Genomic DNA, 26,620 nt, shown 5'->3' with positions numbered 1-26,620 from the left:
CCACAGCACTAGCGGTGGCACCGGCCCTTGCCGTGCGTGGTCGTACATCGCCGTACGTGGCCGCCGCACCGGTCCGGGCCGGGCGCTGAGCGCGCCCGGCCCGGGTCGGTGCGGCGCGGTGTCAGCGGGTGAGCGGCGGATCCTGGCGGCGGGTGGCCGGCGGGTCGTCGGGGTGGATCACCTGGCCCTGGACGACCTTGCCGTCCGGGCGGTGCATGCGCGCCTGTTGGTAGGCGTCGCTGAAGGACCCGGGGGTGAAGCCCGGCCGGGTCAGCAGCTTGTCGGCGCCGCGCAGGATCAGCCGCCCGGTCGGCGGGAGGAGGCAGAGCAGCCCGAGCACGTCCGAGAGCAGGCCCGGCAGCATCAGCAGCAGCCCGCCGATCATCGGGAGGGTGTTGCCGGTGCCTCCGGAGCTGGTCTCGCGGGGGGCCTCGGGGGTGCCGCCGGTCTGTAGGGCGCCGGTGAGGTTGCGCCAGGCACGGCGGCCGGCCCGCTTGATCACCGCGCCGCCGACGAGCACCCCGGCGAGCAGCAGCAGGAAGACCGTCAGGCCGTTGGTGGCGCCGGCGACCACCGTCAACAGCCAGATCTCCAGCACCATCCAGGCGGCGACGCCCAACGGGACGAACCGGCGGGCGCGCGAGCGGGGCGGGCGGGGACTCGGCGGTGGCGTGGCTCCGAACGTCATGCCACCAGTGTGCCTGGCCCGGCCCGCCCGGGGATCAGCGGCCGCGGATCTTGCTCACCTTGGAACCGACGCCCCAGGCCGTGATCCGCCAGAGCGCCTCCACGACGATGTCGCGGCTCATCTTGCTGTCGCCCAGCTCCCGCTCGACGAAGGTGATCGGGACCTCGACGACGTGGTAGCCGGCCTGGACGGCCCGCCGGGCCAGGTCGACCTGGAAGCAGTAGCCCTGGGAGGCCACCTCGTCCAGGCCCAGGCCATTCAGCGTCTCCACCCGGAAGGCGCGGAAGCCACCGGTGACGTCGCGGATCGGGACGTCCAGCATGACGCGGGAGTAGGTGCTGCCGCCGCGGGAGAGGAGCTCGCGGTACTTGGGCCAGTTCACCACCCGGCCGCCGGGCACCCAGCGGGAGCCGAGCACCAGGTCGGCGCCCTTGAGGGCGGTGAGCAGCCGGGGCAGCTCCTCGGGCTGGTGGGAGCCGTCGGCGTCCATCTCGACCAGTACGCCGTGGCCGTTGTCGATGCCCCAGCGGAAGCCGGCGAGGTAGGCGGCGCCCAGCCCCTCCTTGCCCTTGCGGTGCAGGACGTGGACCTTGTCGTCCTCGGCGGCCAGTTCGTCGGCGAGTTTGCCGGTGCCGTCCGGACTGTTGTCGTCCGCGATCAGGACGTGCGCCTCGGGGACGGCAGACCGCACCCGCGAGACGATCGGCTTGATGTTCTCCGCCTCGTTGTACGTCGGAATGATCACCAACGTGCTGCCGAGCGGTCCGTACTGCCGCTGACCGTCTGTCACTGCTGTCCCTTCTCGTCCTTCGTTCGCCTGCGCCGGCCGGCGATGACGGCGGCCCCGCAGGACAGGAGGCCCACGATAGCGAGCACCCACTCGGGAGCCGCTCCAACGCGGTCAGCGAGCGTCGTTTCGTCGCGCAGGGGGATGCGGGCCGAGACCACACCCTGGGTGAATTCGGGAATCTGGTGCGTAACGGTCCCGTCCGGGGCGACCACCGCGCTGATCCCGCTGGTGGCCGCGGTGACCACGGCCCGGCCGTGCTCGACGGCCCGCAGCTTGGACATCGCGAGCTGCTGCTCGGGCTGGCCGGTGCGCCCGTAGGTGGCGTTGTTGGTCTGGATGACCAGCGCCCGGGCTCCCGACCGGACGGTGTCATGGACGATCTCGTCGTAGGCGACCTCGAAGCAGATGACGTCGCCGAGTCGGGCCGGGCCGACCTTCAGCAGACCGGTGTGGTCGCCCGGGTAGAAGTCGCGGGGCACCCGCTTGAACCGCGTGATGATCTTGCTGAGCTGGTCCCGGAACGGCACGTACTCGCCGAACGGCACCGGGTGCTGCTTGGTGTACGAGGCGCCCGGACCGGTCTTGGGGTCCCAGACGATGCCCTCGTTGAAGACGTAGCCGGGCTTGGTCGGATGGTCGACCAGGGCACCGACGAGGACCGGCACGCCGATCGCCTTCACCGCCTCGTCGATCCGGTCGTACGCCTGTGGGAACTGGAAGGGGTCCAGGTCGGAGGAGTTCTCCGGCCAGATGACCAGGTCCGGCTTGGGCACGCGGTGGTTGCGGACGTCGTCGGCGAGCTTCTCGGTGGCGGTGGCGTGGTTGTCCAGGATCTTCATCGGGCGGCCCAGGAAGTCCATACCGGGCTTCTGGACGTTGCCCTGCACCACCGCGATCCGGACGGTGTCGTCGGCCTTGGTCGGGATCGGGACCGCCAGGCCGGCCACGGTGACCGCGGCGGCCAGCCCGAACGCCTCCAGCGTCCGCACCAGTGCACGCGCACCGCCGCCCCGGCGCATCCCCCACAGGGCGGCCGCGGAGGCGGCCAGCAGCGCACCGGCCAGCGCGACGGCGAAGGTCACCAGCGGGGCGCCGCCGAGCGCGGCGAGCGGGGTGAACGGCGAACCGGTGTTGGCGAAGGCCAGCCGGCCCCAGGGGAAGCCCCCGAACGGCAACCGGTCCCGGGCCCATTCCTGGGCGACCCACAGGCACGCGCCCCACAGCGGCCAGCCGGGCAGCCGGGAGGTGAGCGCCAGCCCCGCACCCAGCAGCACGACGAACAGCGACTCGGCGAGGGACAGGCCCACCACCGCGTCCCAGCCGACCACGTGCAGCCACTTCAGCAGGAGCAGGAAGAACGGCAGCCCGAACACGAAGCCGGTCCAGGCGCCCTGGCGGGCCCGGCGGCCGTGGGTCAGCAGCGCCAGCGCGCCCACCGCGACCAGGGACAACGGCCACAGATCGTACGGCGGGAAGGCGAAGCCGAGGGCGAGGCCGGCGGCGACCGCGAGGGCGGTGCGCAACGCCTCGCGGCGGGCCAGGGCGGCCAGCCGGCGGGCCCGTCCGGGGCGGGCGGCGCCGGTCACGGTGGACGGCGCCGGGCCGTCGGGTGCGGTGCCGCGCACGGCTGCGGCGGTGGTGTCGGAACCCGATGGCACGGTCGCGGGCCTTCCTGCAGGTCGTCCGGTTGTCAGCTGACCGTACATCGGAGGGCCGGGGGTGCGGGGGTGGGGTGTGGGGACCGCACGCGGATCGCGCGGGCCGGGCGACGGGAGGGCCGGGGGGCGCGTGGCAGCGGCTTCCGCGGGGTGGGCGGGGGCGGCGCGGGGTGCGGATCGGGGCCCGGCGCCCTTCGGGCCGGCCTGGGATCCGCTGGCTGCGGGTCGACCGAGAGCCGTTGTCTACTGAGCGCCGGGCCCCACCCGGGTCGCACCTGCCGACCAACCTCGCCATCGCCCTGGCGCTGGACCTGGCTCCCAGTGGCGGTGTGCCGGATGGCTCGCCGCCCCATGGCCCAGTTGCGTTCGACGGCTGCGCGGAGGTCTCCCGGTCGGACGTCCTGTGGTGGACTCGGCCGAACCTACCGGCCGACCGGCGCCTGCTGTCAACAGTCCCTCCGCCTGCGTCGTTTTCGCGTCGTCCCAGGTCAGTGCCGAGCCTTCCCAGGTAGGGCAGGCAGGTTCGGGCACGGGGTCCGGCACCACCGGCACCTGCGATGTCACTCGATCGGCCGGTCGAAGACCGTCCGGCCGCCGACGACCGTGCGCAGGCAGCGCGGGAGGTCGTTGCCGGGGGTGAGATCGGGCAGGCCCGGGGTGCCGGAGCGGGGGTCGGTGGACCAGCGCTCGACGCGCTCGTCGGGGGCCTGGACGATCAGGTCGCCGGTCCGCCAGACCGCGTAGTCGGCGGGGGCGCCGGGCACCAGGACGCCGGCGTCGTCGCGGCCGATGGCGCGCCAGCCGCCGCGGGTGTGGGCGGTGAACGCGGCGCGGGCGGAGATGCCGTGGGCGCGGGTGCGGTGGAAGACGGCGGCGCGCACGGTGCCCCAGGGGTCGAGCGGGGTGACCGGGCTGTCGGAGCCGAGGGCGAGCGGGACGCCGGCCTTGAGGAGGGCGGCGTAGGGGTTGAGGCCGGCGGCCCGGTCGGCGCCGAGGCGGGTGGCGTACATCCCGTCGGTGCCGCCCCAGGCCGCGTCGAAGGCGGGCTGCACGGAGGCGGTGAGGGCCAGCTCGGCGAAGGCGGTGATGGTGGCGTCGGTGAGCATCTCGGCGTGCTCGACCCGGTGCCGGGCGGCTCGGACGTGGGCCAGGCCGACCCGGTCGGCGGCGGCCCGGACGCCGTCGGTGACGGTGGTCAGGGCGGCGTCGCCGATGGCGTGGAAGCCGGCCTGGAGACCGGCCTCGGTGCAGGCGGCGACGTGGGCGGCGACGTCGTCGCGGTCGAGGTGCGCGGTGCCGGTGTGGGTCCCCCCGGCGCAGCCAGGGGGTGCGTCGGCGTAGGGGGCGTGCAGGTGGGCGGTGTGCGAGCCGAGCGAGCCGTCGGCGAAGAGGTCGCCGGCGGCGCCGTGCGCGCCGAGTTCCCGGATCCGGTCGGCGTCCTTTGCGGATGCGATGAGTTCGGCCCAGTAGCCGATGACGCGCGGGCCGGTGCCTTCGGCGGCCAGGGCGAGCAGTGCGGTGAAGTCGTCCTCGCTGGAGATCTCCGGACCGGCGCACTCGTGAACGGTGCCGATGCCGAGCGCGGCGGCCCGGGCCAGTGCGGCGGCCTGGGCCTCGGCGCGCTGGGCGGGGGTGACGGTGGCGTACGCGGCGGCCCGGACGGCGTGGTGGGCGTCGCCGGTGAGCGGTGCGTCGGGGTGGAAGCCGGCGCGTTCGCGGATGCCCGGGACCAGGTCGAGCAGGGCGGTGGTGACGACCGCGGAGTGCACGTCGACGCGGGTGAGGTAGAGGGGACGGCCGCCGGCGGCGGCGTCCAGCTCGGCGCGGGACGGCGGGCGGCCCTCGGGCCAGGCACTGGCGTCCCAGCCGTGGCCGAGCAGCACGCCGCCGGCGGGGCGGCCGGCGGCGTACCGGCGGATCCGATCCAGGGCGTCGGTCAGGGTGGGGGCGCCGGAGAGGTCCAGGCCGGTGAGGGTCAGCCCGGTGGCCGTGGTGTGCACATGTGCGTCCGTGAACGCGGGGGTGACCAGCGCACCGTCGAGGTGGACGATCTCGTCGACGCCGTCGGCGAAGGAGTCGGCGGCGCCCTCCTCGCCGACCCAGGCGATCCGGTCGCCCTCGACGACCATCGCGGTGGCGAAGGGATCGGCGGGGCTGTGCACCTCACCGCCCCGCAGGAGAACGGTGCGGGAGGGGTGCTGATCGGAACTGTCCGGGTTGCGCTCGCTCATACCGGACAGTCTCGCCCCTGTGCGGGGGTGCCCGGCGCACGGGGGTCGTCTCCCGGACGGTCAGATCCGGGGCGGGCGGGCCTCGTAGGGGGTGGAGAGCACCACCGTGGTGCGGGTGGAGACGCCGGCCAGGCTGCGGATGCGGGTGAGCAGGTGCTCCAGCTCCAGTGGGGCGGCGACCCGGACCTTGAGGATGTAGTTCTCGTCGCCGGCGACACTGTGGCACGCCTCCAGCTCGGGGACCTCGGACAGCCGGTCGGCGATGTCGTCGGGGGCGCTGGGGTCGAAGGGTTTGACCGAGATGAAGGCGGTGAGCGGCAGGCCCACGGCCTCGGGGTCGACGATGGCGGCGTAGCCGCGGATCACCCCGCGCTGTTCCAGGCGGCGCACCCGTTGGTGCACCGCCGAGGTGGACAGGCCGGTGGCCTTGCCCAGGTCGGTGTAGCTCATCCGCCCGTCCTTGACGAGCAGATCCACGATTTGTCGGTCCAACTCCTCCACCCGCTCAACCTACTGTGCGCGGGCGCGTGTGCGCAGCGCGCGCCGGATCGTGGACGCCTGAGCACCGGGTCGTGTGAGGAATGCCACACCCGTGACGCCGGGTCCGGGGGGCGTCGGCGATTATGCGCCCGGCATGAAGGGCATTGCTGCTGTTGGCCGAGACCGCCGGTCACACGAACGAATTCAGCGGTCCGAGTGGCCCACCCGAGGGGGATGGACATCATGCGACGCCTGAAGCAGGAATCCGCCGCAGCCCAGGTCGGCGCCGAGGAGGGCGACAGTTTCGGCTTCCCGGTCGAGGAGGTTGCGGACGATCCCTTCGACACCTACGAGATCTACCGCGTGAGCTGCCCGGACTGCGGGCAGCCGATCGCGCTGCTGGTGGACGAGGACACGCTTCCGGAGCACGCGCTGTGCCCCTCGCCGTGGAACCCGTTCGCGCTGACGGTGTGCCAGGGCTCCGGCCGGCCGGCGGCCGACGCCCCGGACACCGACGACATGATGGACGCCCAGGAGCAGGACGCGGCCATCTTGTTGACGCTCCCTGAGGGCCTGGACTGGCGTCGCCAGCCGTTCTCGCACCCCGGCGGGCCGGGTGAGCGGCCGGCCCGGGTGCCCCGCGCACGCCGCCGGAGCTGACGTTCCGGACGCCGGCCGCGGCGGTTCACCAGTAGCGGCCGGCGAGCATCGCCTCCAACGTGTCCCGGTGCAGGATCAGCCCGTCGGCGTCGGCCGGGACCGACTGCTCACCGAAGTGGACCTGGCGGTAGGCCACCCTGAGCATCACGATGGCGTGCCGCAGGGCCGCGTAGAGGGTGTGGAACTCCATCGCGCGGGGTTGGTGCCCGGTCAGGTGGGCGTAGCGGCTCTCGACGCGGTCGCGGCGCAGGAGGTCGGGCAGTCCGGGCTGGCCGCTGGACTCCGTGAGGTCCTGGAAGAAGCGGTGGAGGTAGATCATCCAGCCCAGGTCGAGTTCGCGGGGGCCGAGGGCGGCCATCTCCCAGTCGAGGACCGCGGTCGGTTCGAAGCCGTCGTAGACGATGTTGCCGATCCGGGCGTCGCCCCAGGTGAGTACCGTGCCGCCGGGGTCCTCGGGCCAGTGGTCGGCGAGCCAGGCGAAGCCGCGCTCGATGAGCGGGGAGCGCGGGAGGCCGTCAACGACCCAGGTGTAGTAGGCGTGTTGGGCGTCGACGTGGCGGCGCAGGGGGGTGCCGGCGCCGGGTAGTGCGAGGAACTCCGCCGATGTGGCCGGGAGTTGGTCGTGCAGGCGGGCGAGGACGGAGACGCTCGCCGCCTCCAGCCGGTCGCGTTCGGCGTCGGTCGCGTCGTGCAGCCAACTCCCCTCGTAGGTATAGGGCATGACGTCGGGCGGCACCCGGCCGGTGGCGCGGGCCATGACGAAGAACGGGGCGCCGAGGTGCGCCGGGTCCTCCTCCAGCCAGAGGGTGCGGGGCACCGGCAGGTCGGTGCGGTCCGCGACCAGTTCCATGGTGCGGTACTGCCGGGGCATGTCGTAGCGCGGGAAGATCGTGTACGCCGCGGGGTCGGCGGCGAGCCGGAGGGCGCAGGAGCGGACGCCCAGGTCCGGGTGGTCGATGTCGAAAAGCAGGGTCTCGCTGGACATGCCGTTGGAGGCGGGCACGGTGGCCGCGGTGACGCGGGGCGCCGGGATGGGGGTCCCCCCTGTTCGAGCGGAGTCGAGAGCTTGGGGGAGGGTGGCGAGCCAGGCGGAGAGCCGCCGGGTGAGCTCTTCGGGGTCGCGGGTGGTGGTGCGGGGGCGCGGCGCGGCACTCATCGGGCGGCCTCTCCGGGGCGGCGGTTGCGGTCCGGGGCGACGGAGTCGTAGCCGGTGAAGCCGCTGGGGTCGTGGCGGCCGAAGCTGCCGTGTTCGAAGATGCCGTAGCCGGTGCGGCCGTCGAGGGTGAAGCGGGCGGCGTGGTCGGTGACGCCGTAGGCAGCGAGCCGGTGGGCGGTCGGGTCGGAGAGGTCGTAGACGCGTCGGTCGGTCCAGCCGCGGCCCTGCCAGGTGCCGTGCTGCCAGTCGTCGGCGGGTGGGTAGCCCGCGCCGAGGGCGAGTGGCGAGGAGGTGAGGATCTCGGCGGTGAGTTCGAGGGGTTTGCGGCCGGGGTCGGTGAGGTGGAGGACGGCGCGTTCGGGGTGGCGGGTGCCGGGGCGGTAGCTGATGTCGGCGTACGGCCAGCCCAGTTGCCGGTCGGGGGCGCCGTCGCGGACCAGCAGCGCCTCGTTGAGGGTGCGGTGGCCGTCGGCGTCCTCCTGGAGGATGACCATGACGAACCGGTCGTCGAAGCGGACCGGGCACCAGATCCAGTGGAACCCCTCGGTCGGCGACTCGGCGGCGGCCCGGCCGCCGTCCTCGCCGGGTATCGGGCGCACGCCCCAACTACGGTCCCGGGTGCCGGTCCACTCCCCCGGGGTGACGGTGAGTTGTTCGCCGGCCGCGCGGAGGGTGCCGGTGCAGGTGCCGGCCTGGACGAAGCGGCGGCCCTCCAGGATCAGCCGGCCGCCGCGGTGCTGGGTGTGGTGCGGTTCCCAGGCGGCGGGGAAGGACGCGGTCCAGGTCAGGTCGTAGGAGAGGCCGTCCGGGTCGGCGGGGTCGGGGTCGCAGGTGAGCCGGAGGCGGTGCAGGGGTTCCTCGACGGTGATCGTGAGCGGGCCGACGGTGAGCGCCAGGCGGTCGTCGGTGAGCGCGTCGGAGGCGCGGACGGCGTGCAGCCGGTCGCCGAGGCGGAGGGTGGCGTAGGCGTCGATGACGCCGGTGTTGGGGTAGACCCCGAGGCCGGCGATGAGCAGGGCGCGGCCGGTGTGGTCCAGGACGTGGAAGATGCAGCGGTCGTAGGCGTTGCGGTCGCTGGTGGCCACCTGCCGCATGGAGAGCGGGGCCTGGTGGATCGGGTATTCGTCGAGCGGGATCGGGCGGTCGGACACGGTCCCTCCTGGGCGCGGTCGCACGGGGATCACCGGGAAACGAGGAATTGACGGTACGTCAGATAGTGGCGAGCGGCCACACCTCCGGGAAATGTAGGTGGCACAGCAGCATTACGCCTGTTACCGTCACGCTCGTCCACCGTGGCCCGGCCCCGACCCCAGGAGCGACGACGATGCCCCCTGCCCCCTTGCAATGCCCGCGTTGCGGCCGCGCCGCGGAAGGCTTCACCGGCTGCTCGCCCTGCGCCCGCGACGGCATCGGCGTCAACACCCCACCCCCGCTGGCGGATCTGACCGGCCTGGACCTCGCGGCGTACCCGGGCGGCCCCTGGGGCTGGCCGGCGGCGCTGCCGGTGTCCGGCCCGCCGGTCACCCTCGGCGAGGGGAACACGCCCGTCGTGCGGTTGCGCACCGCGCCGCCGGAGGCACCTGAACCACCCACTGGCGCAGGCGAGTTGTGGCTGAAATACGAGGGCGGCAATCCGACCGGGTCGCACAAGGACCGGGCGATGTCCGTGGGGGTGGCGGCGGCGCTGGCGGCCGGTGCGGACACCGTCGTCGCGGCGTCCTCGGGCAATGCGGGGGCGGCGGCCGCGGCCTACGCCGCCCGGGCCGGACTGCGCTGCGTGGTGTTCACCACCGACGGGGTACCGGCCGGGCTCCGGGCGCAGATCGACGCGCTGGGGGCCGAGCGGGTGGTGCACAGGGGCAGCACGGCGGAGCGCAACGCGGCGATGGCCGAGGCCGTCGCGCAGCACGGGTGGTACCCGCTGACCAGCTTCTCGGCGCCGTCGCCGGGCGGGAACCCGTACGCCAACGAGGGCTACAAGTCGGTCGCGCACGAGCTGGCGCGGGACTTCGCGGGGCGGCGGATCGATGCGGTGGTGGTGCCCACCAGCCGGGCCGATCTGTTGGCCGGAATCGCCCGTGGTTTCCGGGAGTTGGCGGCGGCCGGGCTGATCGCCGAGGTGCCGCGACTGGTGGCCGCGGAGGCCGCGCCGGCGGCGCCGTTCACCGCCGCGCTGCGCCGCTCCGACCGGGCCGAGCAGGAGCGGACCCAGGTGGACCCGGGCCCGACGGTGGCGTTCTCGCTGGGTGAGCAGCGGCCGTGCTGGCAGGGGCTCGACGCCCTGTGGCGCACCGGCGGTACCGCGGTGGCGGTGGACGACGAGGTGACCATGGCCGAATACCGGCGGCTGGCCGCGGAGGGGCTGCTGCTGGAACCGTCGTCCGCGGTCGCGGTGGCGGCGGCCCGCGATCTGGTGACCGCGCCGGGCGCCGTGGTGGTGGCGATCGGGACGGCCACCGGGATGAAGGAGCTCGGGGCGGTGACCGGAGGGGACGTCCGCTGAGGGCACGGGCGGTGCGGGAGCGGGCGGTGCGGGAGCGGGCGAAGGCCGTCGGCGGTCGTACGGAACGGCCGGTGGAGCGGGGCACCGGCCGGCCCCGCCCCCGGCGGCTCAGTGCGACTCGGGACCCGCGAGGTGCCGGGCGATCACCATCCGCTGGATCTGGTTGGTGCCCTCGACGATCTGCAGCACCTTGGCCTCGCGCATATAGCGTTCGGCCGGGAAGTCGAGGGTGTAGCCGTAGCCGCCGAGCAGCTGGACGGCGTCGGTGGTGACCCGCATCGCGGTGTCCGTGCAGAACAGCTTGGCCATCGCCGCCTCCTTGGAGAACGACAGGCCGGCGTCGCGCAGCCGGGCGGCGCTGAGGTACAGCGCCCGGCCCGCCTCCACCTGGGTCGCCATGTCCGCGAGCATGAACCGCAGGCCCTGGAAGTCGGCGACCGGTCGGCCGAACTGGCGGCGCCCGGTGGTGTAGGCGAGGGCCTCGTCCAGCGCCGCCTGGGCGATGCCGATGGCGCAGGCGGCGATGCCGAGGCGGCCGGAGTCCAGGGCGGAGAGGGCGATCGAGAAGCCCTGGCCCTCCTCGCCGATGCGGCGGGAGTCGGGCACCTGGACCCCGTCGAAGTGCAGCTGCGCGGTCGGGGAGCCCTTCATGCCCATCTTGCGCTCGGGCTTGGCCGGGTTGAGCCCCTCGGCGTCACCGGGCACGAGGAAGGCGGTGATGCCGTGGGCGCCGCTGTCGCCGGTACGGGCCAGCACGGTGTAGAAGTCGGCCACCCCGCCGTGGGTGGTCCATGCCTTGGTGCCCTCCAGCGTCCAGGTGTCACCGCTCCGGGTGGCGCGGGTGGTCAGGGAGGCGGCGTCGGAGCCGGCGGCGGGCTCGGAGAGGCAGTAGGCGCCGAGCAGACCGCCGCCGAGCATGGCCGGGAGGTGCTCGGCGCGCTGCTCCTTGGTGCCGTAACCGGCGAGCGCGTGACAGGCCAGGGTGTGGACGCTGACGCCGAGGCCGACGGTGAGCCGGGCGGCCGCGAGCTCCTCCAGGACCTGGAGGTAGACCTCGTAGGGCTGATCACCGCCGCCGAATTCCTCGGCGTACGGGAGCGACAGCAGGCCGGATTCGGAGAGCAGGGTGAACAGGGCGCGGGGGAAGCGACCGGCTTCCTCTTCTTCCGCGGCGGTTGGCCGGATCTCGCGCTCGGCGAGTTCCCGTACCAGGGCCATCAGATCGCGGGCCTCCTCGGTGGGCAGCCTGCGGTCCACCGGCGGGGGGACGTACTCGGTCATGGCGGCGCTCTCCTCCCTTTCGGGCGCTGCGGCGACGCGCGCATGGGGTGGGCGGCGGCGCCGGATTCCGTCGTGCCTCGCCGATGATCGCGTTCCGGGTCTCGGAAGGCGATGACCTGCGGCTGTGGCGCTAGGAGTATGCCCGATCGGCGGCCCGACGTCACGGGTTGATCATCAATCGCCGTGCGGATCCGGACCGCGAGACGGGTCGGCAGCACCACCGGGAAATTGGTCCGAACCATTGACGCAGTGGTCTAGTCCTTCTAACTTCTCCCCCAACGTTCCGCGCGTTCATGCCAATTCGGCAGGCATGTGGGCCGGAACGCCGCCATGCTCCACCCTCGCCCCCCTCCGAGGAGACGACATGCTCAGACCGCACCGGATGCGAGCGCCGCGGCAGCTGATCGCCGCCGCGACCGCCCTGTGTACCGCGGCCCTGGCCGGCACCCTCTTCGCCGGCTCCGCCTCCGCCCACCCGTCGCCCTCCACCGCCACCCATCCGGTCACCGCGGCCCGGACCACCGCTTCCCAGACCACCGCGGCCGGCAACAAGGTCGTCGGGTACTTCACCAACTGGGGCATCTACGACCGCAATTACCAGGTCAAGAACATCGAGACCTCCGGCTCCGCGGCCAAGCTGACACACATCAACTACGCGTTCGGCAACGTCCAGGGCGGCAAGTGCGCCATCGGCGACTCCTACGCCGACTACGACAAGGCGTTCACCGCCGACCAGAGCGTCGACGGCAAGGCCGACACCTGGGACGACCCGAACGGCCTGCGCGGCAACTTCAACCAGCTGCGCAAGCTCAAGAAGCTGCACCCCAACCTCAAGGTGCTGTGGTCGTTCGGTGGTTGGACCTGGTCGGGCGGGTTCGGCGAGGCCGCCAAGAACCCCGCGGCGTTCGCCCAGTCCTGCTACGACCTGGTCAAGGACAAGCGCTGGGCCGACGTCTTCGACGGCATCGACGTCGACTGGGAGTACCCCAACGCCTGCGGCCTGTCCTGCGACACCAGCGGCAAGGACGCCTTCACGGGGGTCCTCAAGGCGCTGAGGGAGAAGTTCGGCCAGAGCAGCCTGGTGACCGCGGCGATCACCGCGGACGCCTCGGACGGCGGCAAGATGGACGCCACCGACTACGGGGCCGCGGCGCAGTACGTCGACTGGTACGACCCGATGACCTACGACTACTTCGGCGCGTGGGACGCCAAGGGACCGACCGCCCCGCACTCCCCGCTGACGTCGTACGACGGCATACCGAAGGCCGGGTTCAACACCACCGACACCATCGCCAAGCTCAAGAAGCTCGGCGTGCCGGCGGACAAGATGCTGCTGGGCATCGGCTTCTACGGCCGCGGCTGGTCCGGCGTCACCCAGGACGCGCCGGGCGGCACCGCGACCGGCGCGGCGCCCGGCAAGTACGAGGCGGGCATCGACGACTACAAGGTGATCAAGAGCCGCTGCCCGGCCACCGGCACCGTGGGCGGCACCGCGTACGCCAAGTGCGGTGACCAGTGGTGGAGTTACGACACCCCGCAGACCATCGGCACCAAGATGGCCTACAAGGACGCCCAGGGACTGGCCGGGACGTTCTTCTGGGAGCTGAGCGGGGACACCCCGGACGGCGAGCTGATCAACGCCATCAAGTAGCCGCGACCACGGCGACCACGGGGCACCGCCCCGCCGAAGGACCGCATGGAGAAACGGGGGAACCCGAGCGGGCGGAAGGCGACGGCTTCCCGCCCGCTCGGCCGTGCCTGGCCCCTGTACAGGCGACAATTGACGCTTCGTCAGGCTGGTGGCCGGGGCGGCGCCGGACAGTCCGGCTCGTACTCCTCGATCAGGCGGAGGGTGTCGCCCAGCCCGCGGACCAGCAGCGACACCACGGTCTCGCGCGGCAACTCCTGCTCCTCGATCCAGTCGAGGGTGACGCCCTCGACGCTGGAGAGCCAGCCGGTCAGCGCCGTACGGGCGAGCGGCGGGATCTCCGCCCGGTCCCAGGCACCCCGCGCGATGGTGCCGAGCAGCCGGGCCCGGACGCTGGCGCGGATGGCCAGCACCTCGGCGTCGAAACCGACCCCGCCGGTGACGATCGTGCGGTAGGCGGCCTGGTGGTGCTGGGCGTAGCGCAGATAGCCGTCGACGGTGCGCCGGACGCGTTCGACGGGCGGTAGGTCGTGGGTGCTGCCGGCGCGCTCGACGAGTTCGGCCACCGCGTCCTCGATGATCGCTAAGTAGTAGCCGCGCTTGTTGGTGAAGTAGTAGTAGATCAGGCCCTTGGCGACCCCGGCCTGGCGCGCGATGTCGTCCATCGACAGCGCGTCGTACGAGGTGTCGGCGAACAGCTTCTTTCCGGTGGCTATCAGTTCGGCGCGACGTGCCTGGTACCGCGCGGTGCCGCGGTCGCTCCGCGAGGCCGCGTGTCCGCGCTGTTGACTCTTATTCAAAATCCGCCCTAGTCTCCAACTGCCAAGAATTTTGCGCAGTATGACAGAACGTCATTTACGCATTCCGGTTTGCGGCGGGCCCCCGCGGACAGCTCCATGAAGCACTTCCCTCGCGCATTCGACCGCTGCCCCGGGGAGGACGCAGTGAGCACACCGAACGGCAGGGCGCCCGAAGGGCGCACCTCCTGGAAGAAGACCGCGGCGGTGGCGGTGCCGGCCGTCATCGCCGTGGGCGCACTGGCCACCGCAATGGCCCAGGGCGCCCTGGCCGCCTCGTTCGCGGTGTCCGGCACCAACTTCCAGGTCGCGTCGGGCAAGCTGACCAGCTCCGGTCTCGCCTCGTACGTGCACACCGACCGCGACACCGACGACCGCGGCCACCCGGTCGCCCTCCTGGGCATCGGCAAGGCCGACCTGACCGACATCTGCCAGGCCGCGCAGGTCAAGACACCGGTGGGAACGGTGGTGTTCAAGCTGACCGCGGGGGGCCGGGCCGGGCCGGTGCGCGCCGACAGCCTCATCATCGACGGGGAGGACCTGGTCGGCGACGCCCGGTTCGGCACCGCCCAGATCGGCCGGGACGCCGGCACGCTCGACTCGGTGCCGGGGGTCAAGGGCCCACGCGGGAAGTTCGGACTCCAGGCCGGCAACATCGAGGTGGCCGGTGTCAAATCGCACGCCTGGTCCGCCACCGGCGGCAACTTCCGCCTCAAGGGACTACGGGTGAGCGTCAGCCTGGACGGCACGAGGTGTTTCTGAGCGCGCGCCGGGCGCGGTGGGGCGCCAGGCTGGACCGGGCGCTGCCCTGGCCGGAGCGGCGGGCGGCGTTCCGGCGGTGGCGGCGGACCCGGCCGTTCTGGGCCGGGCTGCTGCTCCTGCTGGGCGGGGCCGAACTGCTGCTGGTGCCGCTGTCCCCACTGGCCGTCCTGGTCAGCCTGGGACTGGGCGGACTGGCCGCGCTCGGCATCGGACTGGCGTTGATGGTGGCCGGGGTGTTCCTGTGGTGCACGCCGGCCGCACACCACTACGTGAGCATCAATGCGCTGATCCTGTCGGTGCTCTCGTTCGCCGCGACCAATCTCGGTGGGTTCCTGGTGGGGATGGGACTGGGGATCGCAGGCAGCGCGTTGGGATTCGGGTGGACGCCGGTGCGGGACGCCACGGAGCCCGCCGGGCCGGCCGCGGCGCCGCCGGACCCGCATCCCGACGGCGCCGGACCGACCGGACCGACCGGAGCGGCCCCGGCGGACCGTACGCCGCCCCGTCGCGGCACCGGCAGCAAGGCACTCGCCGTCGGCCTGCCGATCGCCCTGCTCACCGCCCTCGGCGGCCCGGCACAGCGGGCCGGCGCGACCAGCACCCCGGCACCCCCCGTCACACCGACCGTGACCACCACCCGCTTCGCCCCCCAGGGATTCACCCTGGCCGGCGTCACCACCGTCCCCACCACCACCGGACCGCTGAAGGTGATGGTGCTGCACATGAAGGCGGCCTCGCTGACCGACTACCGCCTCACCACCCACGACCGCCAGGGCCCCCAACTCCGCCTGAACGCCGATGCGTTGAACCTCAAGGGCGCGGTGACCCTCTACCTCACCAAGTTCAGCGGCTGCATCGAGGGGGTGCTCTGCCTCACCTTCACCCCCGACACCCTCCCCGTTCCGCCGGTCGTCCCGCCGTTCGTCTACATGACGCGGGTGACCGCCGAGCAGGCCCTGGTGACCTCGGACCTGATCGTGGCGGACGGCCTGCGGCTCCAGGCGGGCGGCACCGCGGACGGCGGTTGAGCCGGCTCCACCGGCGGCAGTTGAGCCGGGATGCCCGACGCGGGGTTTACGCCCCCGGCCGGTATGAGCACCATCGGCGTACGGGGCAGGAGCCGCAACAGAGAGGTGACGCGTGGTCAACCCTTGGCTGGCGATGGAAGCGGGCGCCGACCCGGGCGAACGCATCCGCACGGTGCGCCGGGCGCACGAGGCGTTCCTCACCGACGGGACGGTGGCGCCGCCGGTCCGACAGGTGGTCGCCGACTCCTGGCGCCGCTCGGCACGGGCCTGCGCCGCACCGGACGGTGAGGTCCCCGTCGAACTCGACGAGGCCGCACTCCACAGCTACCGCGAGGCGCATCCGCTGGCCCGGGCGATGCCGGTCTTCCGGGAACTGCTGGGCACCATCGCCCAGGACGGGGCGCATCTGCTGGCGGTCTGCGATCCGCAGGGGCGACTACTGTGGGTGGAGGGGCACCGCGGAGTGCTGCGCCGCGCCGAACAGATGAACTTCGTCATCGGCGCCCGCTGGGACGAACCCCACGCCGGCACCAACGCACCGGGCACCGCACTCGCCGCCGACCACGCCGTCCAGATCTTCGCCACCGAGCACTACAACCGCCGGGTGCAGCCCTGGACGTGCTCCGCCGCCCCCCTGCACGACCTGCGGACCGGGCGCCTGCTGGGCGCCGTGGACATCACCGGCGGCGACCATCTCGCCAACCCGCACAGCCTCGCCCTGGTGCAGGCCACCGCACGTGCCGCCGAGTCGCATCTGACCGACTCCACAAGGGAGTGGGGAAACTTCCTGACGGCGCTCGGCCGCGACGAGGCACTGCTGGTGCGCAACGGCGAGCGGCTGCGCCTGGGCCGCCGACACAGCGAGATCATGGTGCTGCTGGCCCACCACCCGGCCGGGCTGACGGGCGATCAGCTCGCGGTACTGCTCTACGGCGAGCGGGAAATACGCCCGGTCACCCTGCGCGCCGAGCTGTCCCGACTACGGCAACTGGTCGGCCCACTGCTGCACTCCCGCCCCTACCGCCTGAGCGCCCCGGTGGAGTCCGATCTCTCCTCCGCACAAAGAGACTTGACGAACCATCACCTAACCCTGGCGTTAGACACCTACCGCGGCCCGCTCCTGCCCTCGTCCGAGGCCCCCGGCATCCGCCGGCTGCGCACCGCACTGGAGGACCGGATGCGCCGGGCGCTGCTCACCGCCGCCGACCCGGACCAGCTACGCGCCTGGTCGCTCACCCCCTGGGGCGAGCACGACTTGGAGATCCGGGAGGCCCTGGTGGACGCCCTTCCGGAGCGTTCCCCGGCGCGCACCGCGTCCGTCGCGGCGGCCGGGCGGCTGCGCACCGAGTACGGCCTGACCGTCGGCAGCCCCGCCCGCACGGGGGTCGCCACGCGCTGATGCCACGGCCCGGCCACCGGCCCCGCGCCCCCACTCCCCCGCGCAACGTTCGCGCAACCTTCGCCGCCCTAGCCTCCCCCCACCGCCCGCCGCACGGGAGCGGCGGGCCGCGCCGCGCGATCAATTGGGAGGCCGCCCCATGGCACGTTATGCGAACCCCGGTTCCGCCGATGCCGTGATGAGCTATCAGCCCCGCTACGACCACTGGATCGGCGGTGAGTTCGTCGCGCCCGCCCAGGGCCGGTACTTCGAGAATCCGACGCCGATCAACGGACAGCCGTTCACCGAGGTCGCCCGCGGTACGGCCGAGGACGTCGAACGCGCCCTGGACGCGGCGCACGCCGCCGCCCCCGGATGGGCCCGCACCTCCGCGGCGGACCGCGCCGCCGTGCTCAACAAGATCGCCGACCGGATGGAACACCACCTGGAGGCGCTGGCGGTCGCCGAGAGCTGGGAGAACGGCAAGCCCGTACGGGAGACGCTGGCCGCCGATATCCCGCTCGCCATCGACCACTTCCGCTACTTCGCGGGCGCGGTCCGCGCCCAGGAGGGCACCCTCTCGGAGATCGACGAGGACACCGTCGCCTACCACTTCCACGAGCCGCTCGGGGTGGTCGGCCAGATCATCCCCTGGAACTTCCCGATCCTGATGGCGACCTGGAAGCTGGCGCCGGCGCTGGCCGCCGGCAACACGGTGGTGCTCAAGCCCGCCGAACAGACCCCCGCCTCGATTCACTTCCTGATGAGCCTGATCGCCGATCTGCTGCCGCCGGGCGTCGTCAACATCGTCAACGGCTTCGGCGTCGAGGCGGGCAAACCCCTGGCGTCCAGCCCCCGGGTCGCCAAGATCGCCTTCACCGGTGAGACCACCACCGGCCGGCTGATCATGCAGTACGCGTCCGAGCATCTGCGGCCGGTGACCCTGGAGTTGGGCGGCAAGAGCCCCAACATCTTCTTCGACGACGTCTCCCACGCCGCGGACGACTTCCAGGACAAGGCCCTCGAAGGCTTCACCATGTTCGCCCTCAACCAGGGCGAGGTGTGCACCTGCCCGTCCCGTGCGCTGATCCAACGCGGTCACTACGCGGACTTCCTGGCGGCCGGCGTGTCCCGCACCGAGAAGATCGTCCAGGGCCACCCCCTCGACACCGACACCATGATCGGCGCCCAGGCATCCAACGACCAGTTGGAGAAGATCCTCTCCTACTTCGACATCGGCCAGAAAGAAGGTGCCAAGGTCCTGACCGGCGGCACCCGGGCCGAGCTGGGCGGCGAACTGGAGGGCGGCTACTACGTCCGCCCGACCATCTTCGAGGGCAACAACGACATGCGGATCTTCCAGGAGGAGATCTTCGGCCCGGTCGTGGCCGTGGCCCCGTTCAGCGACTTCGACGAGGCGATCACCCTCGCCAACGACACCCTCTACGGCCTCGGCGCCGGCGTCTGGACCCGCGACGGCTCCACCGCCTACCGCGCGGGCCGCGCCATCCAGGCCGGCCGGGTATGGACCAACTGCTACCACGCCTACCCCGCCCACGCCGCCTTCGGCGGCTACAAACAGTCCGGCATCGGCCGCGAAACCCACAAGATGATGCTGGACCACTACCAACAGACGAAAAACCTGTTGGTGTCGTACTCGCCGAAGAAGCTCGGCTTCTTCTAACGGCCCGAAAGAAGGCGCCTGACCTGGGCATTTGCCCGTCAGGCGCCTTCCGTGCGACCCGCTCAGAGCAGAGCCCGGGTTTACGTTGTAACTCCCTTTTCCTGCCACGAGCTGTATCACCTTCACCCATGCCTACGCCGGGCCCTGCCACCACGGCTCCTCCGACGATGTCACCGTGGCGGTCCAGGCGCTGTTCCGCAGGGTCGTCGCCGCACAGGCACCGTAGGAACTGTCAGTCCCGGCCGCCGGTGCAGATCCCGTTCTCCCAGGCCCAGGCGGCGATCTCGACCCGGTTGCGGGCGGCGGCGCTGCTGAGCAGGCTGTTCGGCGTCACCGGAGGGCCGAGTGCCCCGTTGCAGATCCTCTCCGTCACACCGCTCGTCGCGGCGTTCGCGGTCGGCATCGGCGTCACCGTACTGTCCGCGTACCTGCCGGCCCGCCGAGCGGCGGCCGTACCGCCCGTGGCGGCGCTGCGCACCAGCGAGCCCCCCACCGCCGCCTCACTGCGCCGCCGCAACGCCATCGGCCTGGCCGTTCACCGCGTTCGGCGCCCTGCTGGTCGCTGCCGCCGTCGGCAGCCAGAACCTCCTCTTCGGCGCCGTACCCATCCTCCTGATCGGACTGATCGTCCTCACCCCGCTGCTCGCTCTGGGCGTCACCGGGCTGCTGCGCTCCCCGCTGACCCGGCTGGCAGGCATCCGCGGCAAGCTCGCCGTGGAGAACGCCCGCCGCAATCCACGGCGAACGGCGGCCACCGCGACCACCCTCATGGTCGGTCTCGCGGTGATCACCGCCGGCACCGTGGTCGTCTCCTCGGTGAACCGCATGGATGACCAGGACGCCGACCGCTCCATGACCTCGGACCTGCGCATCACGGCCGTCGACTTCGCCGAGATCGGCGACGACACCGCCGCCCGCGTGGCACGGCTCGCGGACGCCGAGGCCGTCACCCCGGTCATCCACACCTACTTCGACGTCTCCGGCGGCAACTCCCTGCCGGCGAGCGCCGTCAACCCCGCGACGGTGCAACGCCTGGCGGCAGTCACCGTCCGAGAGGGCTCGCTGGACCGACTCGACCACGGCGGCATCGCCGTCTCCGAGAAGACGGCCACCGCCCACGGCTGGCGGCTCGGCTCCCGCGTCACCGGGACGCTCAAACGGCTCGGGCACGAAGACCAGCCTGCCCATCGTGGCGATCTACGACGGCTCGGGCGCCCTGGCTCCCGTCCTCCTCTCCGACAAGGCGCTGCCGCACACCGCCGACACCGAGCACCGGCCGCGTGTCGAATCCGTCCTGGTCAACACCGCCCACGGCCGCACGGTCGCGCTCCGGCAGGAGATCCGGCGCACCCTGGACAACCCCGCGCTCCTCGTACAGGACCGCACCGATGTAAGGGCGGCGGCCGCTGCCAGGGCCGCCCCGCTCCTGAACATCATGTACGCCATGCTCAGCGTCACCGTGCTGATCGGGGCCCTCGGGGTGGTCAACACCATGGGCATGGCCGTCTTCGAACGCGTCCGGGAGATCGGCGTACTACGGGCTCTCGGCCTGGACCGCCGAGGCATCGGCTCCGTCCTGCGGCTCGAATCGGTCACCATCTCCCTCCTCGGCTCCGCACTGGGTCTCATCGCCGGCAGCGCGATCGGCGCGGCGGCCGTCCTCGGCCAGGAAGGCGTCCCCCTCGTCATCCCGTGGGACAGGGCGGTCCTCTTCTTCCTCGCCACCGCCGCGATCGGCGTCCTCGCCTCTCTCTGGCCGGGGCGCCAGGCCGCGAAGATCCCGATGCTGAAGGCCATCACCACAGACACCGAATGACGGAGGGATGACGATCGGCGGTGCCGGCCGGTGCCGGAGGGCGGCACGTTGCTGCGCGGCGAGTTCACCGCGATCACAGGCTCCTCCGGCTCCGGCAGCCGCTCAGCCGCTGTGATTACCGTGATGCCCCATAGCAGTTCAAGGGCTTCGCCGATCTCGTCGTCCGCTGGATCGTCGCCGCGATCGGCCCGGCGCTGGCCGGTATGGGACTGACGGTCCTCAGCCGTCGCCTGCGACGCCGACGCGGGCGAGCACTGCGGCGGCGCCGTCCTCCGCGGTGATGCGGCTCGCGAGCTCGACCGCTCGCTGCCGGTGGGCCGGCTCGGTCACACAGGCAGTGATCGCCGCCCCGAGGGCTTCGGCGGTGAGCTCATGGAACGGCAGCGGTCGGGGGGCGACTCCAAGCCGGTGCAGTCGGGCTGCCCAGAACGGCTGGTCGGCCATGACAGGTACCGGCACGACGGGTACTCCGGCGCGCAATCCCGCTGCGGTGGTGCCCGCCCCGGCATGGTGGACGACGGCGGCTGTGCGAGGGAACAGCCAGTCGTGCGGGAGGTCGCCGATCGCCAGGACGTCGTCCCCGACTGCGCCCAGTCCGGCCCACCCCGCCTGCACCACCGCGCGCATCCCCGTCCGGGCGACCGCCGCCGTCACCAGCTCGCCGAGCCGTTCCCCCTGGCCCGGCGCCATACTGCCGAACCCGATGAACACCGGGGGTGGACCGGCCTGGAGGAAATCGACAAGCTCGGCCGGGGGCCGCCAACCGTGTGGCCGGGCGGGCCACCAGTAACCCGCGACTTCGACCTGGGACGGCCAGTCCGCCGGGCGCGAGACCACGATCTCTCCTCGGGAGGTTCAACCTGCGCGAGGGCGCCTGACGCGCGATCAGGCATGCGGCGCGCCACCGTCTGCCGCCAGGCGCGTGAGCCACTCACGCAGCAGGCGCTGCTCGGCGTCGCTCAGGACGTCGGCGTCGTCGGGGAGGGCGGCGCGCAGCGCGCGGGCCGCCGCGGCGGGACCGGACTCCGCGGCGGGGACCGTCGGTTCGGCGCGGGTGACGGCCGCGACCATGGACTCCCGCAGGACGGTCAACAGCGCCGGATTGCGGCGGTCCGTGGGGGTGGAGTGCCAAGTGGTGACCGCGCCCTGGCCGGTTGCCTGGATGATCTGGGCGGCCAGCTCCTCGTCGACCCGTAGCCAGCCCCCGGCCGCCAGTCGACGCACCCGGCCGTGGAGGATCTCCAGGCCCGCGCGGTGTGCTGCGTCCGATCCCCGGCCGGTGGTCCGGTTCATCACCGCGAACAACTCGGGGCGGGAGACCCCGAACTCGACCACCATGTCCCAGCCGCGGCGCAGCTCCTGCACCGGGTCCTGCGGGGCGGGGTCGAGCTGCGCGCGCTTTCTCTCCAGGAACTGCGCGTAGCCATGCTCGGCGACGGCCTCGAGGAGCCCCTCCTTGTCGCCGAAGAGGCGGTAGATCGCTGGCGGCTGCATTCCGGCCGCGGCGGCGACCGCGCGGGTGCTCACCGCGTCAGGGCCGCCGTTCTCCAGCAGCTCGACGGCTGCCTCGACGATGCGGCGCCGAGGGCTGTCGGTTGAGTCGCGCGTAGCCATGAACCGATGATACCGAGGATCTGGTTCCACCGGAATTTCCAGTGTTATCGTTAGAATGATTCCATCGGAAACAGTGGAAACAGTGTCGGGAGAACCAATGATCATCGTTACCGGAGCCACCGGAAAGCTCGGCCGCCGCACCGTCGAGCGCCTCCTGCAGCGCGTCCCCGCCGACCGCGTCGGCGTCAGCGTCCGCGACCCCCGCAAGGCCCAGGACCTCGCCGGCCGCGGCGTCCGCGTCCGCCAGGGCAGCTTCGACGACCCCGCCTCGCTCGTGCACTCCTTCGAGGGAGCCGAGCAACTGCTCCTCGTCTCCCTCGACCGCACCGGCCAGGAGTGCGTCAGCGGCCACCGCGCCGCCATCGACGCCGCCGTGCAGGCCGGCGTCGGCCGCATCCTCTACACCAGCCAGATGGGCGCCGCCCACAACGCCCGCTTCCAGGCATGCCGCGACCACGCCCAGACCGAGGACCTGCTGCGTGCCACCGGCCTGCCCTGGACCGCGCTGCGCAACGGCTTCTACGCCTCCAGCGCCCTGCAGTTCCTGGAGTCCACCCGCCACACCGGCGACATCGCCCTCCCCGCCGACGGCCCCGTCGCCTGGACCGGCCACGACGACCTCGCCGAGGCCACCGCGGTGATCCTCGCCGAGGAGGCCCGCTTCGAGGGGCCCACCCCGCCGCTCACCGGCCCGGCGGCGCTCGACTTCGACACCGTCGCCGAGATCGCGTCCCAGACCACCGGACGGCCCTTCACCCGCACCGTCGTCCCCGACGACGCCTTCCGCGAGCAGGCCCTGGCGCACGGCGCCCGGGCCCCGATCGCCGACCTGATGCTGAGCATCTTCGCCGCGGCGCGCAACGGCGAGTTCACCGCTGTCGACTCGACGCTGGCCGAACTGATCAGGCGAGAGCCCACCACCTTCCGCACCCAACTGGAGCGTGCCTGGGCCGAATAGATCCAGTGGGGCGCACAGACGGCCCCGGCCGGCGGCCTCGCGGTAGTGGGCCTCCGCACTCTCGTCATCTCCGGCCGACTTCTCGCGTCGTTCTCGTGGACTGTCCGGTTTGATCACCTGGTGTCCAAGGCGGCTCAGGATGCGACGGGTGACGGGCGGATCCGCCTGGGGAAATGAGCGGCAGAGTTCCGCTGGTACGCGGTACGGTGCGCCGATGTCAGCGATCAAGAAGTTCCAGGTCACCTTTGACTGCGCAGAACCTGAGCGCCTCGCTCGCTTCTGGTGTGAAGTGTTGGGGTACGTCATACCGCCGCCACCGGAGGGGTTCAGCACCTGGGACGATTTCAACCTCACCCTGCCTCCTGAGAAGCAGGGATCATGGTTCGCCTGCAGTGATCCCTCAGGCGTGGGCCCGCGCCTGTACTTCCAGCGCGTCCCCGAAGGCAAGATCGTTAAGAATCGGGTGCATCTCGACGTCCGGGTCGGCACCGGGCTCGTGGGGGACGAGCGCCTCGCCACGCTCGAAGCCGAGTGCGCACGACTGGTTGCGCTCGGTGCGACCCACGTGCAAACGCTGTACGCCGATGAGGAAAACGAGTCGTGCATCCCGATGCTGGACATCGAGGGCAACGAGTTCTGTATCGACTGAACATTCTCCGAGCCGGGGAGGTGGGGAGCCGCCTCCCTTGGGCCTCTCTGGTCTCGTATGGGGCGGGAGTTGCCCCCGCGAGGGCGAGGTTGTGCAGCCGGGCGATGCCGAGCATGGCGGCGTGACCGCCGTCGCCTTTCAGGCGGCAGTCACGAAGGATCTTCCATGCAGGACGGGGCAGGAGGACCAACTCGGCGCGCTCGGCCTGGTCCTCAATGCCGCCGCGCTCTGGACAATGCGCCACCTCGACGCCACCGTCGACCACCTGCGGGCCCTGCCGCCCGACGAGCGGGAGCATGACGTCCTGGACGAGGACGTGGCCCGGGTCTCCCCGCCGAAGCACGCCGACCTCAACTGCCTGGGCCGCTACAGCTTCGCCGCCCGCCCGCCACGCGAGGGCCTGCGCCCACTGCGTGACCCGGCGACCGTCCACCTCGACGAGGACGACGAGGGCACCGGCGAATGACGCGGCGTCAGGGCGCGTATCGGGTCGTGCTCAATGAGCATCGCAGCTGCTTCCGGGGCGGGGGCCCGTCTGGGGTACGGGGCCCGACGATCTGCGGCTGCGCCGTGTGGACGCGAGTGACCGAAAGCGTTGCCGCAGGCAGGCAGCGGCGGGGATCGAGGGCCCCGGCTGCGTGCCCGCCGGGACGGTGTGTCAGATCACGGCGAGCCGGTCCACCAGCAGTTCCATCCTCCGCTCGGCTTCCGCCGGCGGCAGCCGTCCTGCCCGGGTCAGGGTCGCAAGGCCGTGCAGGGCTGCCCAGAACGTCTCGGTGAACAGCCCCGGGTGGACGCCGTCCCCGGCGACCGCGCCCAGGCTCTCCAGCAGCGCGGCGAAGGCGTCCTTCAGTGGCTCCGGGGTGTCCTCCTGCGCGTACGCCAGGCCGCCGTCGAGCTGGAACAGGGCGTCGTAGACCGCCGGGTTGTGTGCGGCGAAGTCGAGGTAGGCGCGGGCCAGGGCGGTGACCCGGGCGCGCGGGCCGTCCGCGGCGGCGGTCGCGGCCCGCACCGCCGCGGCCATCTCGGTGGCGCCTTCCAGGGCGACGGCGCCGATGATCTCGCGCTTGCCGCGGAAGTGGCTGTAGAGGACGGGTTGGCTGTACTCGATGCGTTCGGCGAGCCGGCGGGTGGTGACCGCGTCCCAGCCCTGCTGCTCGGCGAGTTCGCGGGCTGTCGCCACGATGAGGCGCTCGCGCTCCGCCCGTTCGCGCTGCTTGCGTTCCTGTACCGACATGATTCGATCGTAGCACCGCTAGACAATCGAGCGGCAGTAGCACTAGCGTTGGCTCATCAGCTAGCGGCGCTAGATCCCAGGAGGGGTCATCATGCTTCTCGACGCACTTGAGGTCGTCACCACCGTGGTCGTCGGCGTGATGGTGGGGGTGGAGTTCTCCGTCGCCTTCGTCATGAACCCGATCTTCAACGCCCTCCCCGAGGACAGTGGCCAACTCGGCCGCGCCCACGGGGGCCGGATGCTCGGCGCCGTGATGCCGTTCTGGTACATCGGCTCGCTCATCCTCGTCGCGGTCTGGGCCATCGCAGGATGGCACCGCCCCGGCGCCGGCCTCGTCGTCATCGCCGCCGCGCTGCTGATCCTCAGCGTGATCATGTCGCTCCTGCTGCTCGTCCCGATCAACAACCGGAACAAGACGTGGACCCCCGAGAACCGGCCCGCCGACTGGAAGCAGCAGATGAACCGCTGGGACCGTTTCCACTACGTCCGCGTCGGCATCATCATCGCCGCCTTCGCCCTGCTGGTCGCCGCCCTCATCTGAGCCCGCGGACTCACCCGCCCGGTCGTCAGCCGCAACCGCTCGGCCGTGCGCCCGAAGTGCGGCACCGCCACCTCCATCTACATCCAGGACCCGGACACCAACACCCGCGACCTCCGCTGGTATCCCCCGGACGCGGGCGCCAGCGACACCCACTGACCGATAGCGAGAGGAAGTGCCGAGAATGGCCAAGCTGCAGAGTCTCGACCCGAATACGCCGATGTTCGCGCAGTTCAAGGAGAAGACCGGGCCCATCGTCCTGGCCAACACCTTCGTCGTTCCGAAGGAGAGGACTGAAGCGTTCCTGACCCTCTTTCGGAGGCAGGCGGAGTTCATGAAGGCTCAGCCGGGATTCGTCTCCCTGCAGATGCACAAGGGAACGGCGGACAGTCAACTTCTGATGAACGTCGCGGTCTGGGAGTCGACCCAGGCTCTCGCCACGGCGTTCGGCAGCCCGGAGTTCCAGCACATGGTGGCCGAGTCCCCTGACGACATCGTGTCGTACCCGCACATCTTCGAGCAGATCGACATATGACACAGCAGCTGTAGCCGAGGGAGGGCAGCCGGAGAAGCCCTGTCCTCCCCCCGCCAGTCACGCATCCACGCACCATGCCGGGCCGCCAAGGCCGCCGAGCACCCCACCATGCGTAGCCCCGTCCCTGAAGAGGAGTCACCATGACCGTGGAGCTGAATCACACCATCGTCCCCGCCCGTGACCCGCAAGCCTCGGCGCAGTTCCTGGCCGAAATCCTCGGCCTGAGTGTCGGTCCGCCGGTGGCGCACTTCAGGCCGGTCACGCTGGCCAACCAGGTCAGCCTGGACTACGACCAGCTGGACGAATTCGAGCCACACCACTACGCGTTCATGCTCGGCGAGCAGGAGTTCGGTGCCGCCCTCGCCCGCATCCAGCACGGCGGAATCACCCACTACGGCGATCCCGCATGCCAAGAAATTGGGCAGATCTATCACAGCAAGCACACCGAAGGCCGCAGGGGCACCTACTTCCGTGACCCCGACGGACATCTCATGGAACTCCTCACCCCGGGCGGCACCGGGTCGTGAGG

The 26,620-nt window shown here is 71.9% G+C and carries 27 protein-coding genes and 2 pseudogenes; 14 read left to right on the top strand and 15 right to left on the bottom strand.

Features of this window, described 5'->3' with window-relative positions; all coding sequences use genetic code 11:
• Positions 1 to 121: 121 nt before the first annotated feature.
• The 5 genes from fxsA to ACFVT2_RS06065 all read right to left on the bottom strand — a co-directional run bounded on the left by fxsA (position 122) and on the right by ACFVT2_RS06065 (position 5,868).
• On the bottom strand, positions 122 to 688 hold the full coding sequence (fxsA, locus tag ACFVT2_RS06085) for an FxsA family membrane protein (RefSeq protein WP_390012713.1): 567 nt from the start codon (positions 686 to 688) through the stop codon (positions 122 to 124).
• Between the two features lie 34 nt (positions 689 to 722).
• A complete protein-coding gene (locus ACFVT2_RS06080) occupies positions 723 to 1,478 on the bottom strand; it encodes a polyprenol monophosphomannose synthase (protein WP_390012711.1) in 756 nt (251 codons plus the stop codon).
• Positions 1,475 to 3,136, bottom strand: coding sequence for an apolipoprotein N-acyltransferase (gene lnt, locus ACFVT2_RS06075; RefSeq protein ID WP_390012709.1), 1,662 nt, complete (start codon positions 3,134 to 3,136; stop codon positions 1,475 to 1,477). The genes ACFVT2_RS06080 and lnt overlap by 4 nt, the downstream gene beginning before the upstream one ends.
• Before the next feature lie 560 nt (positions 3,137 to 3,696).
• Positions 3,697 to 5,367, bottom strand: a complete 1,671-nt coding sequence (locus ACFVT2_RS06070) for an amidohydrolase (protein WP_390012707.1) — start codon at positions 5,365 to 5,367, stop codon at positions 3,697 to 3,699.
• A gap of 60 nt (positions 5,368 to 5,427) precedes the next feature.
• Positions 5,428 to 5,868 (bottom strand): Lrp/AsnC family transcriptional regulator, encoded by a 441-nt coding sequence (locus ACFVT2_RS06065; protein ID WP_390012705.1) that lies wholly within the window; start codon positions 5,866 to 5,868, stop codon positions 5,428 to 5,430.
• Positions 5,869 to 6,081: 213 nt separating this feature from the next.
• Between ACFVT2_RS06065 and ACFVT2_RS06060 the strand changes: the two genes are divergently transcribed.
• A complete protein-coding gene (locus ACFVT2_RS06060; protein WP_390012703.1) occupies positions 6,082 to 6,507 on the top strand; it encodes a hypothetical protein in 426 nt (141 codons plus the stop codon).
• A 25-nt stretch (positions 6,508 to 6,532) separates the two neighbouring features.
• Here the strand turns inward: ACFVT2_RS06060 and ACFVT2_RS06055 are convergent, their stop codons facing one another.
• Positions 6,533 to 7,663, bottom strand: a complete 1,131-nt coding sequence (locus tag ACFVT2_RS06055; protein ID WP_390012701.1) for a phosphotransferase family protein — start codon at positions 7,661 to 7,663, stop codon at positions 6,533 to 6,535.
• The gene (locus ACFVT2_RS06050) at positions 7,660 to 8,814 is read right to left on the bottom strand and encodes a hypothetical protein (protein ID WP_390012699.1); all 1,155 of its coding nucleotides are present in this window, start codon (positions 8,812 to 8,814) and stop codon (positions 7,660 to 7,662) included. Before ACFVT2_RS06050 ends, ACFVT2_RS06055 begins: the two co-directional genes overlap by 4 nt.
• Before the next feature lie 173 nt (positions 8,815 to 8,987).
• Between ACFVT2_RS06050 and ACFVT2_RS06045 the strand changes: the two genes are divergently transcribed.
• Positions 8,988 to 10,166, top strand: a complete 1,179-nt coding sequence (locus ACFVT2_RS06045) for a pyridoxal-phosphate dependent enzyme (RefSeq protein ID WP_390012697.1) — start codon at positions 8,988 to 8,990, stop codon at positions 10,164 to 10,166.
• Between the two features lie 108 nt (positions 10,167 to 10,274).
• On the opposite strand, the gene ACFVT2_RS06040 is transcribed toward ACFVT2_RS06045, so the two are convergent.
• Entirely contained in the window at positions 10,275 to 11,447 is a 1,173-nt protein-coding gene (locus ACFVT2_RS06040; protein WP_390012695.1) for an acyl-CoA dehydrogenase family protein, read from the bottom strand.
• 364 nt (positions 11,448 to 11,811) lie between these two features.
• Here ACFVT2_RS06040 and ACFVT2_RS06035 point away from each other — a divergent pair, with 364 nt between their 5' ends.
• Entirely contained in the window at positions 11,812 to 13,098 is a 1,287-nt protein-coding gene (locus ACFVT2_RS06035) for a glycoside hydrolase family 18 protein (RefSeq protein WP_390012693.1), read from the top strand.
• A 140-nt stretch (positions 13,099 to 13,238) separates the two neighbouring features.
• Here the strand turns inward: ACFVT2_RS06035 and ACFVT2_RS06030 are convergent, their stop codons facing one another.
• Entirely contained in the window at positions 13,239 to 13,895 is a 657-nt protein-coding gene (locus ACFVT2_RS06030; RefSeq protein WP_390012691.1) for a TetR/AcrR family transcriptional regulator, read from the bottom strand.
• Between the two features lie 144 nt (positions 13,896 to 14,039).
• On the opposite strand from ACFVT2_RS06030, the gene ACFVT2_RS06025 reads away from it, so the two are divergent.
• From ACFVT2_RS06025 to adh, 4 genes are all read left to right on the top strand, one after another.
• Positions 14,040 to 14,654, top strand: coding sequence for a DUF6230 family protein (locus tag ACFVT2_RS06025; RefSeq protein WP_390012689.1), 615 nt, complete (start codon positions 14,040 to 14,042; stop codon positions 14,652 to 14,654).
• Complete coding sequence (locus ACFVT2_RS06020; protein ID WP_390012687.1) at positions 14,645 to 15,682, top strand: DUF6114 domain-containing protein; 1,038 nt, start codon at positions 14,645 to 14,647, stop codon at positions 15,680 to 15,682. Before ACFVT2_RS06025 ends, ACFVT2_RS06020 begins: the two co-directional genes overlap by 10 nt.
• A gap of 112 nt (positions 15,683 to 15,794) precedes the next feature.
• Positions 15,795 to 17,081, top strand: a complete 1,287-nt coding sequence (locus ACFVT2_RS06015) for a GAF domain-containing protein (RefSeq protein ID WP_390012685.1) — start codon at positions 15,795 to 15,797, stop codon at positions 17,079 to 17,081.
• Positions 17,082 to 17,220: 139 nt separating this feature from the next.
• Entirely contained in the window at positions 17,221 to 18,744 is a 1,524-nt protein-coding gene (gene adh, locus ACFVT2_RS06010) for an aldehyde dehydrogenase (protein WP_390012683.1), read from the top strand.
• Between the two features lie 232 nt (positions 18,745 to 18,976).
• Here adh and ACFVT2_RS06005 read toward each other — a convergent pair whose 3' ends face one another.
• Together ACFVT2_RS06005 and ACFVT2_RS06000 are read right to left on the bottom strand one after the other, a co-directional pair.
• Complete coding sequence (locus ACFVT2_RS06005) at positions 18,977 to 19,147, bottom strand: hypothetical protein (protein WP_390012681.1); 171 nt, start codon at positions 19,145 to 19,147, stop codon at positions 18,977 to 18,979.
• A 97-nt stretch (positions 19,148 to 19,244) separates the two neighbouring features.
• The gene (locus ACFVT2_RS06000) at positions 19,245 to 19,703 is read right to left on the bottom strand and encodes a hypothetical protein (RefSeq protein ID WP_390012679.1); all 459 of its coding nucleotides are present in this window, start codon (positions 19,701 to 19,703) and stop codon (positions 19,245 to 19,247) included.
• 230 nt (positions 19,704 to 19,933) lie between these two features.
• Between ACFVT2_RS06000 and ACFVT2_RS05995 the strand changes: the two genes are divergently transcribed.
• The gene (locus ACFVT2_RS05995; protein WP_390012677.1) at positions 19,934 to 20,560 is read left to right on the top strand and encodes an ABC transporter permease; all 627 of its coding nucleotides are present in this window, start codon (positions 19,934 to 19,936) and stop codon (positions 20,558 to 20,560) included.
• A 219-nt stretch (positions 20,561 to 20,779) separates the two neighbouring features.
• Here ACFVT2_RS05995 and ACFVT2_RS05990 read toward each other — a convergent pair whose 3' ends face one another.
• The gene (locus tag ACFVT2_RS05990) at positions 20,780 to 21,397 is read right to left on the bottom strand and encodes a glycosyltransferase (RefSeq protein WP_390012675.1); all 618 of its coding nucleotides are present in this window, start codon (positions 21,395 to 21,397) and stop codon (positions 20,780 to 20,782) included.
• A 48-nt stretch (positions 21,398 to 21,445) separates the two neighbouring features.
• Positions 21,446 to 22,174, bottom strand: coding sequence for a TetR/AcrR family transcriptional regulator (locus ACFVT2_RS05985; protein WP_390012673.1), 729 nt, complete (start codon positions 22,172 to 22,174; stop codon positions 21,446 to 21,448).
• Between the two features lie 97 nt (positions 22,175 to 22,271).
• On the opposite strand from ACFVT2_RS05985, the gene ACFVT2_RS05980 reads away from it, so the two are divergent.
• Both ACFVT2_RS05980 and ACFVT2_RS05975 read left to right on the top strand, forming a co-directional pair.
• Entirely contained in the window at positions 22,272 to 23,132 is an 861-nt protein-coding gene (locus tag ACFVT2_RS05980) for an SDR family oxidoreductase (RefSeq protein ID WP_390012671.1), read from the top strand.
• Positions 23,133 to 23,346: 214 nt separating this feature from the next.
• Positions 23,347 to 23,781 carry a VOC family protein gene (locus ACFVT2_RS05975; RefSeq protein ID WP_390012669.1) on the top strand — a complete coding sequence of 145 codons (435 nt, stop codon included), beginning with the start codon at positions 23,347 to 23,349 and terminating at the stop codon, positions 23,779 to 23,781.
• Between the two features lie 73 nt (positions 23,782 to 23,854).
• Here ACFVT2_RS05975 and ACFVT2_RS05970 read toward each other — a convergent pair.
• A pseudogene (locus ACFVT2_RS05970) lies at positions 23,855 to 23,950 on the bottom strand (IS5/IS1182 family transposase); the annotation flags it as partial.
• On the opposite strand from ACFVT2_RS05970, the pseudogene ACFVT2_RS05965 reads away from it, so the two are divergent.
• A pseudogene (locus tag ACFVT2_RS05965) lies at positions 23,951 to 24,247 on the top strand (Tn3 family transposase); the annotation flags it as partial.
• Between the two features lie 192 nt (positions 24,248 to 24,439).
• Here ACFVT2_RS05965 and ACFVT2_RS05960 read toward each other — a convergent pair.
• Complete coding sequence (locus ACFVT2_RS05960; protein ID WP_390012667.1) at positions 24,440 to 25,018, bottom strand: TetR/AcrR family transcriptional regulator; 579 nt, start codon at positions 25,016 to 25,018, stop codon at positions 24,440 to 24,442.
• 91 nt (positions 25,019 to 25,109) lie between these two features.
• Between ACFVT2_RS05960 and ACFVT2_RS05955 the strand changes: the two genes are divergently transcribed.
• The 3 genes from ACFVT2_RS05955 (at position 25,110) to ACFVT2_RS05945 (ending at position 26,618) form a co-directional block, all read left to right on the top strand.
• Entirely contained in the window at positions 25,110 to 25,559 is a 450-nt protein-coding gene (locus ACFVT2_RS05955) for an anthrone oxygenase family protein (protein ID WP_390012666.1), read from the top strand.
• 181 nt (positions 25,560 to 25,740) lie between these two features.
• Positions 25,741 to 26,091, top strand: coding sequence for an antibiotic biosynthesis monooxygenase family protein (locus ACFVT2_RS05950; protein WP_390012664.1), 351 nt, complete (start codon positions 25,741 to 25,743; stop codon positions 26,089 to 26,091).
• A 140-nt stretch (positions 26,092 to 26,231) separates the two neighbouring features.
• Positions 26,232 to 26,618 carry a VOC family protein gene (locus ACFVT2_RS05945; protein ID WP_390012662.1) on the top strand — a complete coding sequence of 129 codons (387 nt, stop codon included), beginning with the start codon at positions 26,232 to 26,234 and terminating at the stop codon, positions 26,616 to 26,618.
• The last annotated feature ends 2 nt before the right edge of the window (positions 26,619 to 26,620 follow it).

Source organism: Streptomyces sp. NPDC058000 (assembly GCF_042886435.1).
Taxonomy (GTDB): Bacteria; Actinomycetota; Actinomycetes; order Streptomycetales; family Streptomycetaceae; genus Streptomyces.
This window is presented reverse-complemented; position numbering and strand designations above follow the sequence as displayed.

What these genes read in the sequence shown, in the direction of transcription:
- adh (WP_390012683.1), top strand. Translation starts at nt 17,221, where the DNA reads ATGGCACGTTATGCGAACCCCGGTTCCGCCGATGCCGTGATGAGCTAT.
- ACFVT2_RS05960 (WP_390012667.1), bottom strand. Translation starts at nt 25,018, where the DNA reads ATGTCGGTACAGGAACGCAAGCAGCGCGAACGGGCGGAGCGCGAGCGC.
- ACFVT2_RS06040 (WP_390012695.1), bottom strand. Translation starts at nt 11,447, where the DNA reads ATGACCGAGTACGTCCCCCCGCCGGTGGACCGCAGGCTGCCCACCGAG.
- ACFVT2_RS06005 (WP_390012681.1), bottom strand. Translation starts at nt 19,147, where the DNA reads ATGCCGACCGCGAACGCCGCGACGAGCGGTGTGACGGAGAGGATCTGC.
- ACFVT2_RS06055 (WP_390012701.1), bottom strand. Translation starts at nt 7,663, where the DNA reads ATGAGTGCCGCGCCGCGCCCCCGCACCACCACCCGCGACCCCGAAGAG.
- ACFVT2_RS05955 (WP_390012666.1), top strand. Translation starts at nt 25,110, where the DNA reads ATGCTTCTCGACGCACTTGAGGTCGTCACCACCGTGGTCGTCGGCGTG.
- ACFVT2_RS05945 (WP_390012662.1), top strand. Translation starts at nt 26,232, where the DNA reads ATGACCGTGGAGCTGAATCACACCATCGTCCCCGCCCGTGACCCGCAA.
- ACFVT2_RS06045 (WP_390012697.1), top strand. Translation starts at nt 8,988, where the DNA reads ATGCCCCCTGCCCCCTTGCAATGCCCGCGTTGCGGCCGCGCCGCGGAA.
- ACFVT2_RS06035 (WP_390012693.1), top strand. Translation starts at nt 11,812, where the DNA reads ATGCTCAGACCGCACCGGATGCGAGCGCCGCGGCAGCTGATCGCCGCC.
- ACFVT2_RS06000 (WP_390012679.1), bottom strand. Translation starts at nt 19,703, where the DNA reads ATGACCGGGGTGACGGCCTCGGCGTCCGCGAGCCGTGCCACGCGGGCG.
- ACFVT2_RS06060 (WP_390012703.1), top strand. Translation starts at nt 6,082, where the DNA reads ATGGACATCATGCGACGCCTGAAGCAGGAATCCGCCGCAGCCCAGGTC.
- ACFVT2_RS05975 (WP_390012669.1), top strand. Translation starts at nt 23,347, where the DNA reads ATGTCAGCGATCAAGAAGTTCCAGGTCACCTTTGACTGCGCAGAACCT.
- ACFVT2_RS06070 (WP_390012707.1), bottom strand. Translation starts at nt 5,367, where the DNA reads ATGAGCGAGCGCAACCCGGACAGTTCCGATCAGCACCCCTCCCGCACC.
- fxsA (WP_390012713.1), bottom strand. Translation starts at nt 688, where the DNA reads ATGACGTTCGGAGCCACGCCACCGCCGAGTCCCCGCCCGCCCCGCTCG.
- ACFVT2_RS05985 (WP_390012673.1), bottom strand. Translation starts at nt 22,174, where the DNA reads ATGGCTACGCGCGACTCAACCGACAGCCCTCGGCGCCGCATCGTCGAG.
- ACFVT2_RS05980 (WP_390012671.1), top strand. Translation starts at nt 22,272, where the DNA reads ATGATCATCGTTACCGGAGCCACCGGAAAGCTCGGCCGCCGCACCGTC.
- ACFVT2_RS05950 (WP_390012664.1), top strand. Translation starts at nt 25,741, where the DNA reads ATGGCCAAGCTGCAGAGTCTCGACCCGAATACGCCGATGTTCGCGCAG.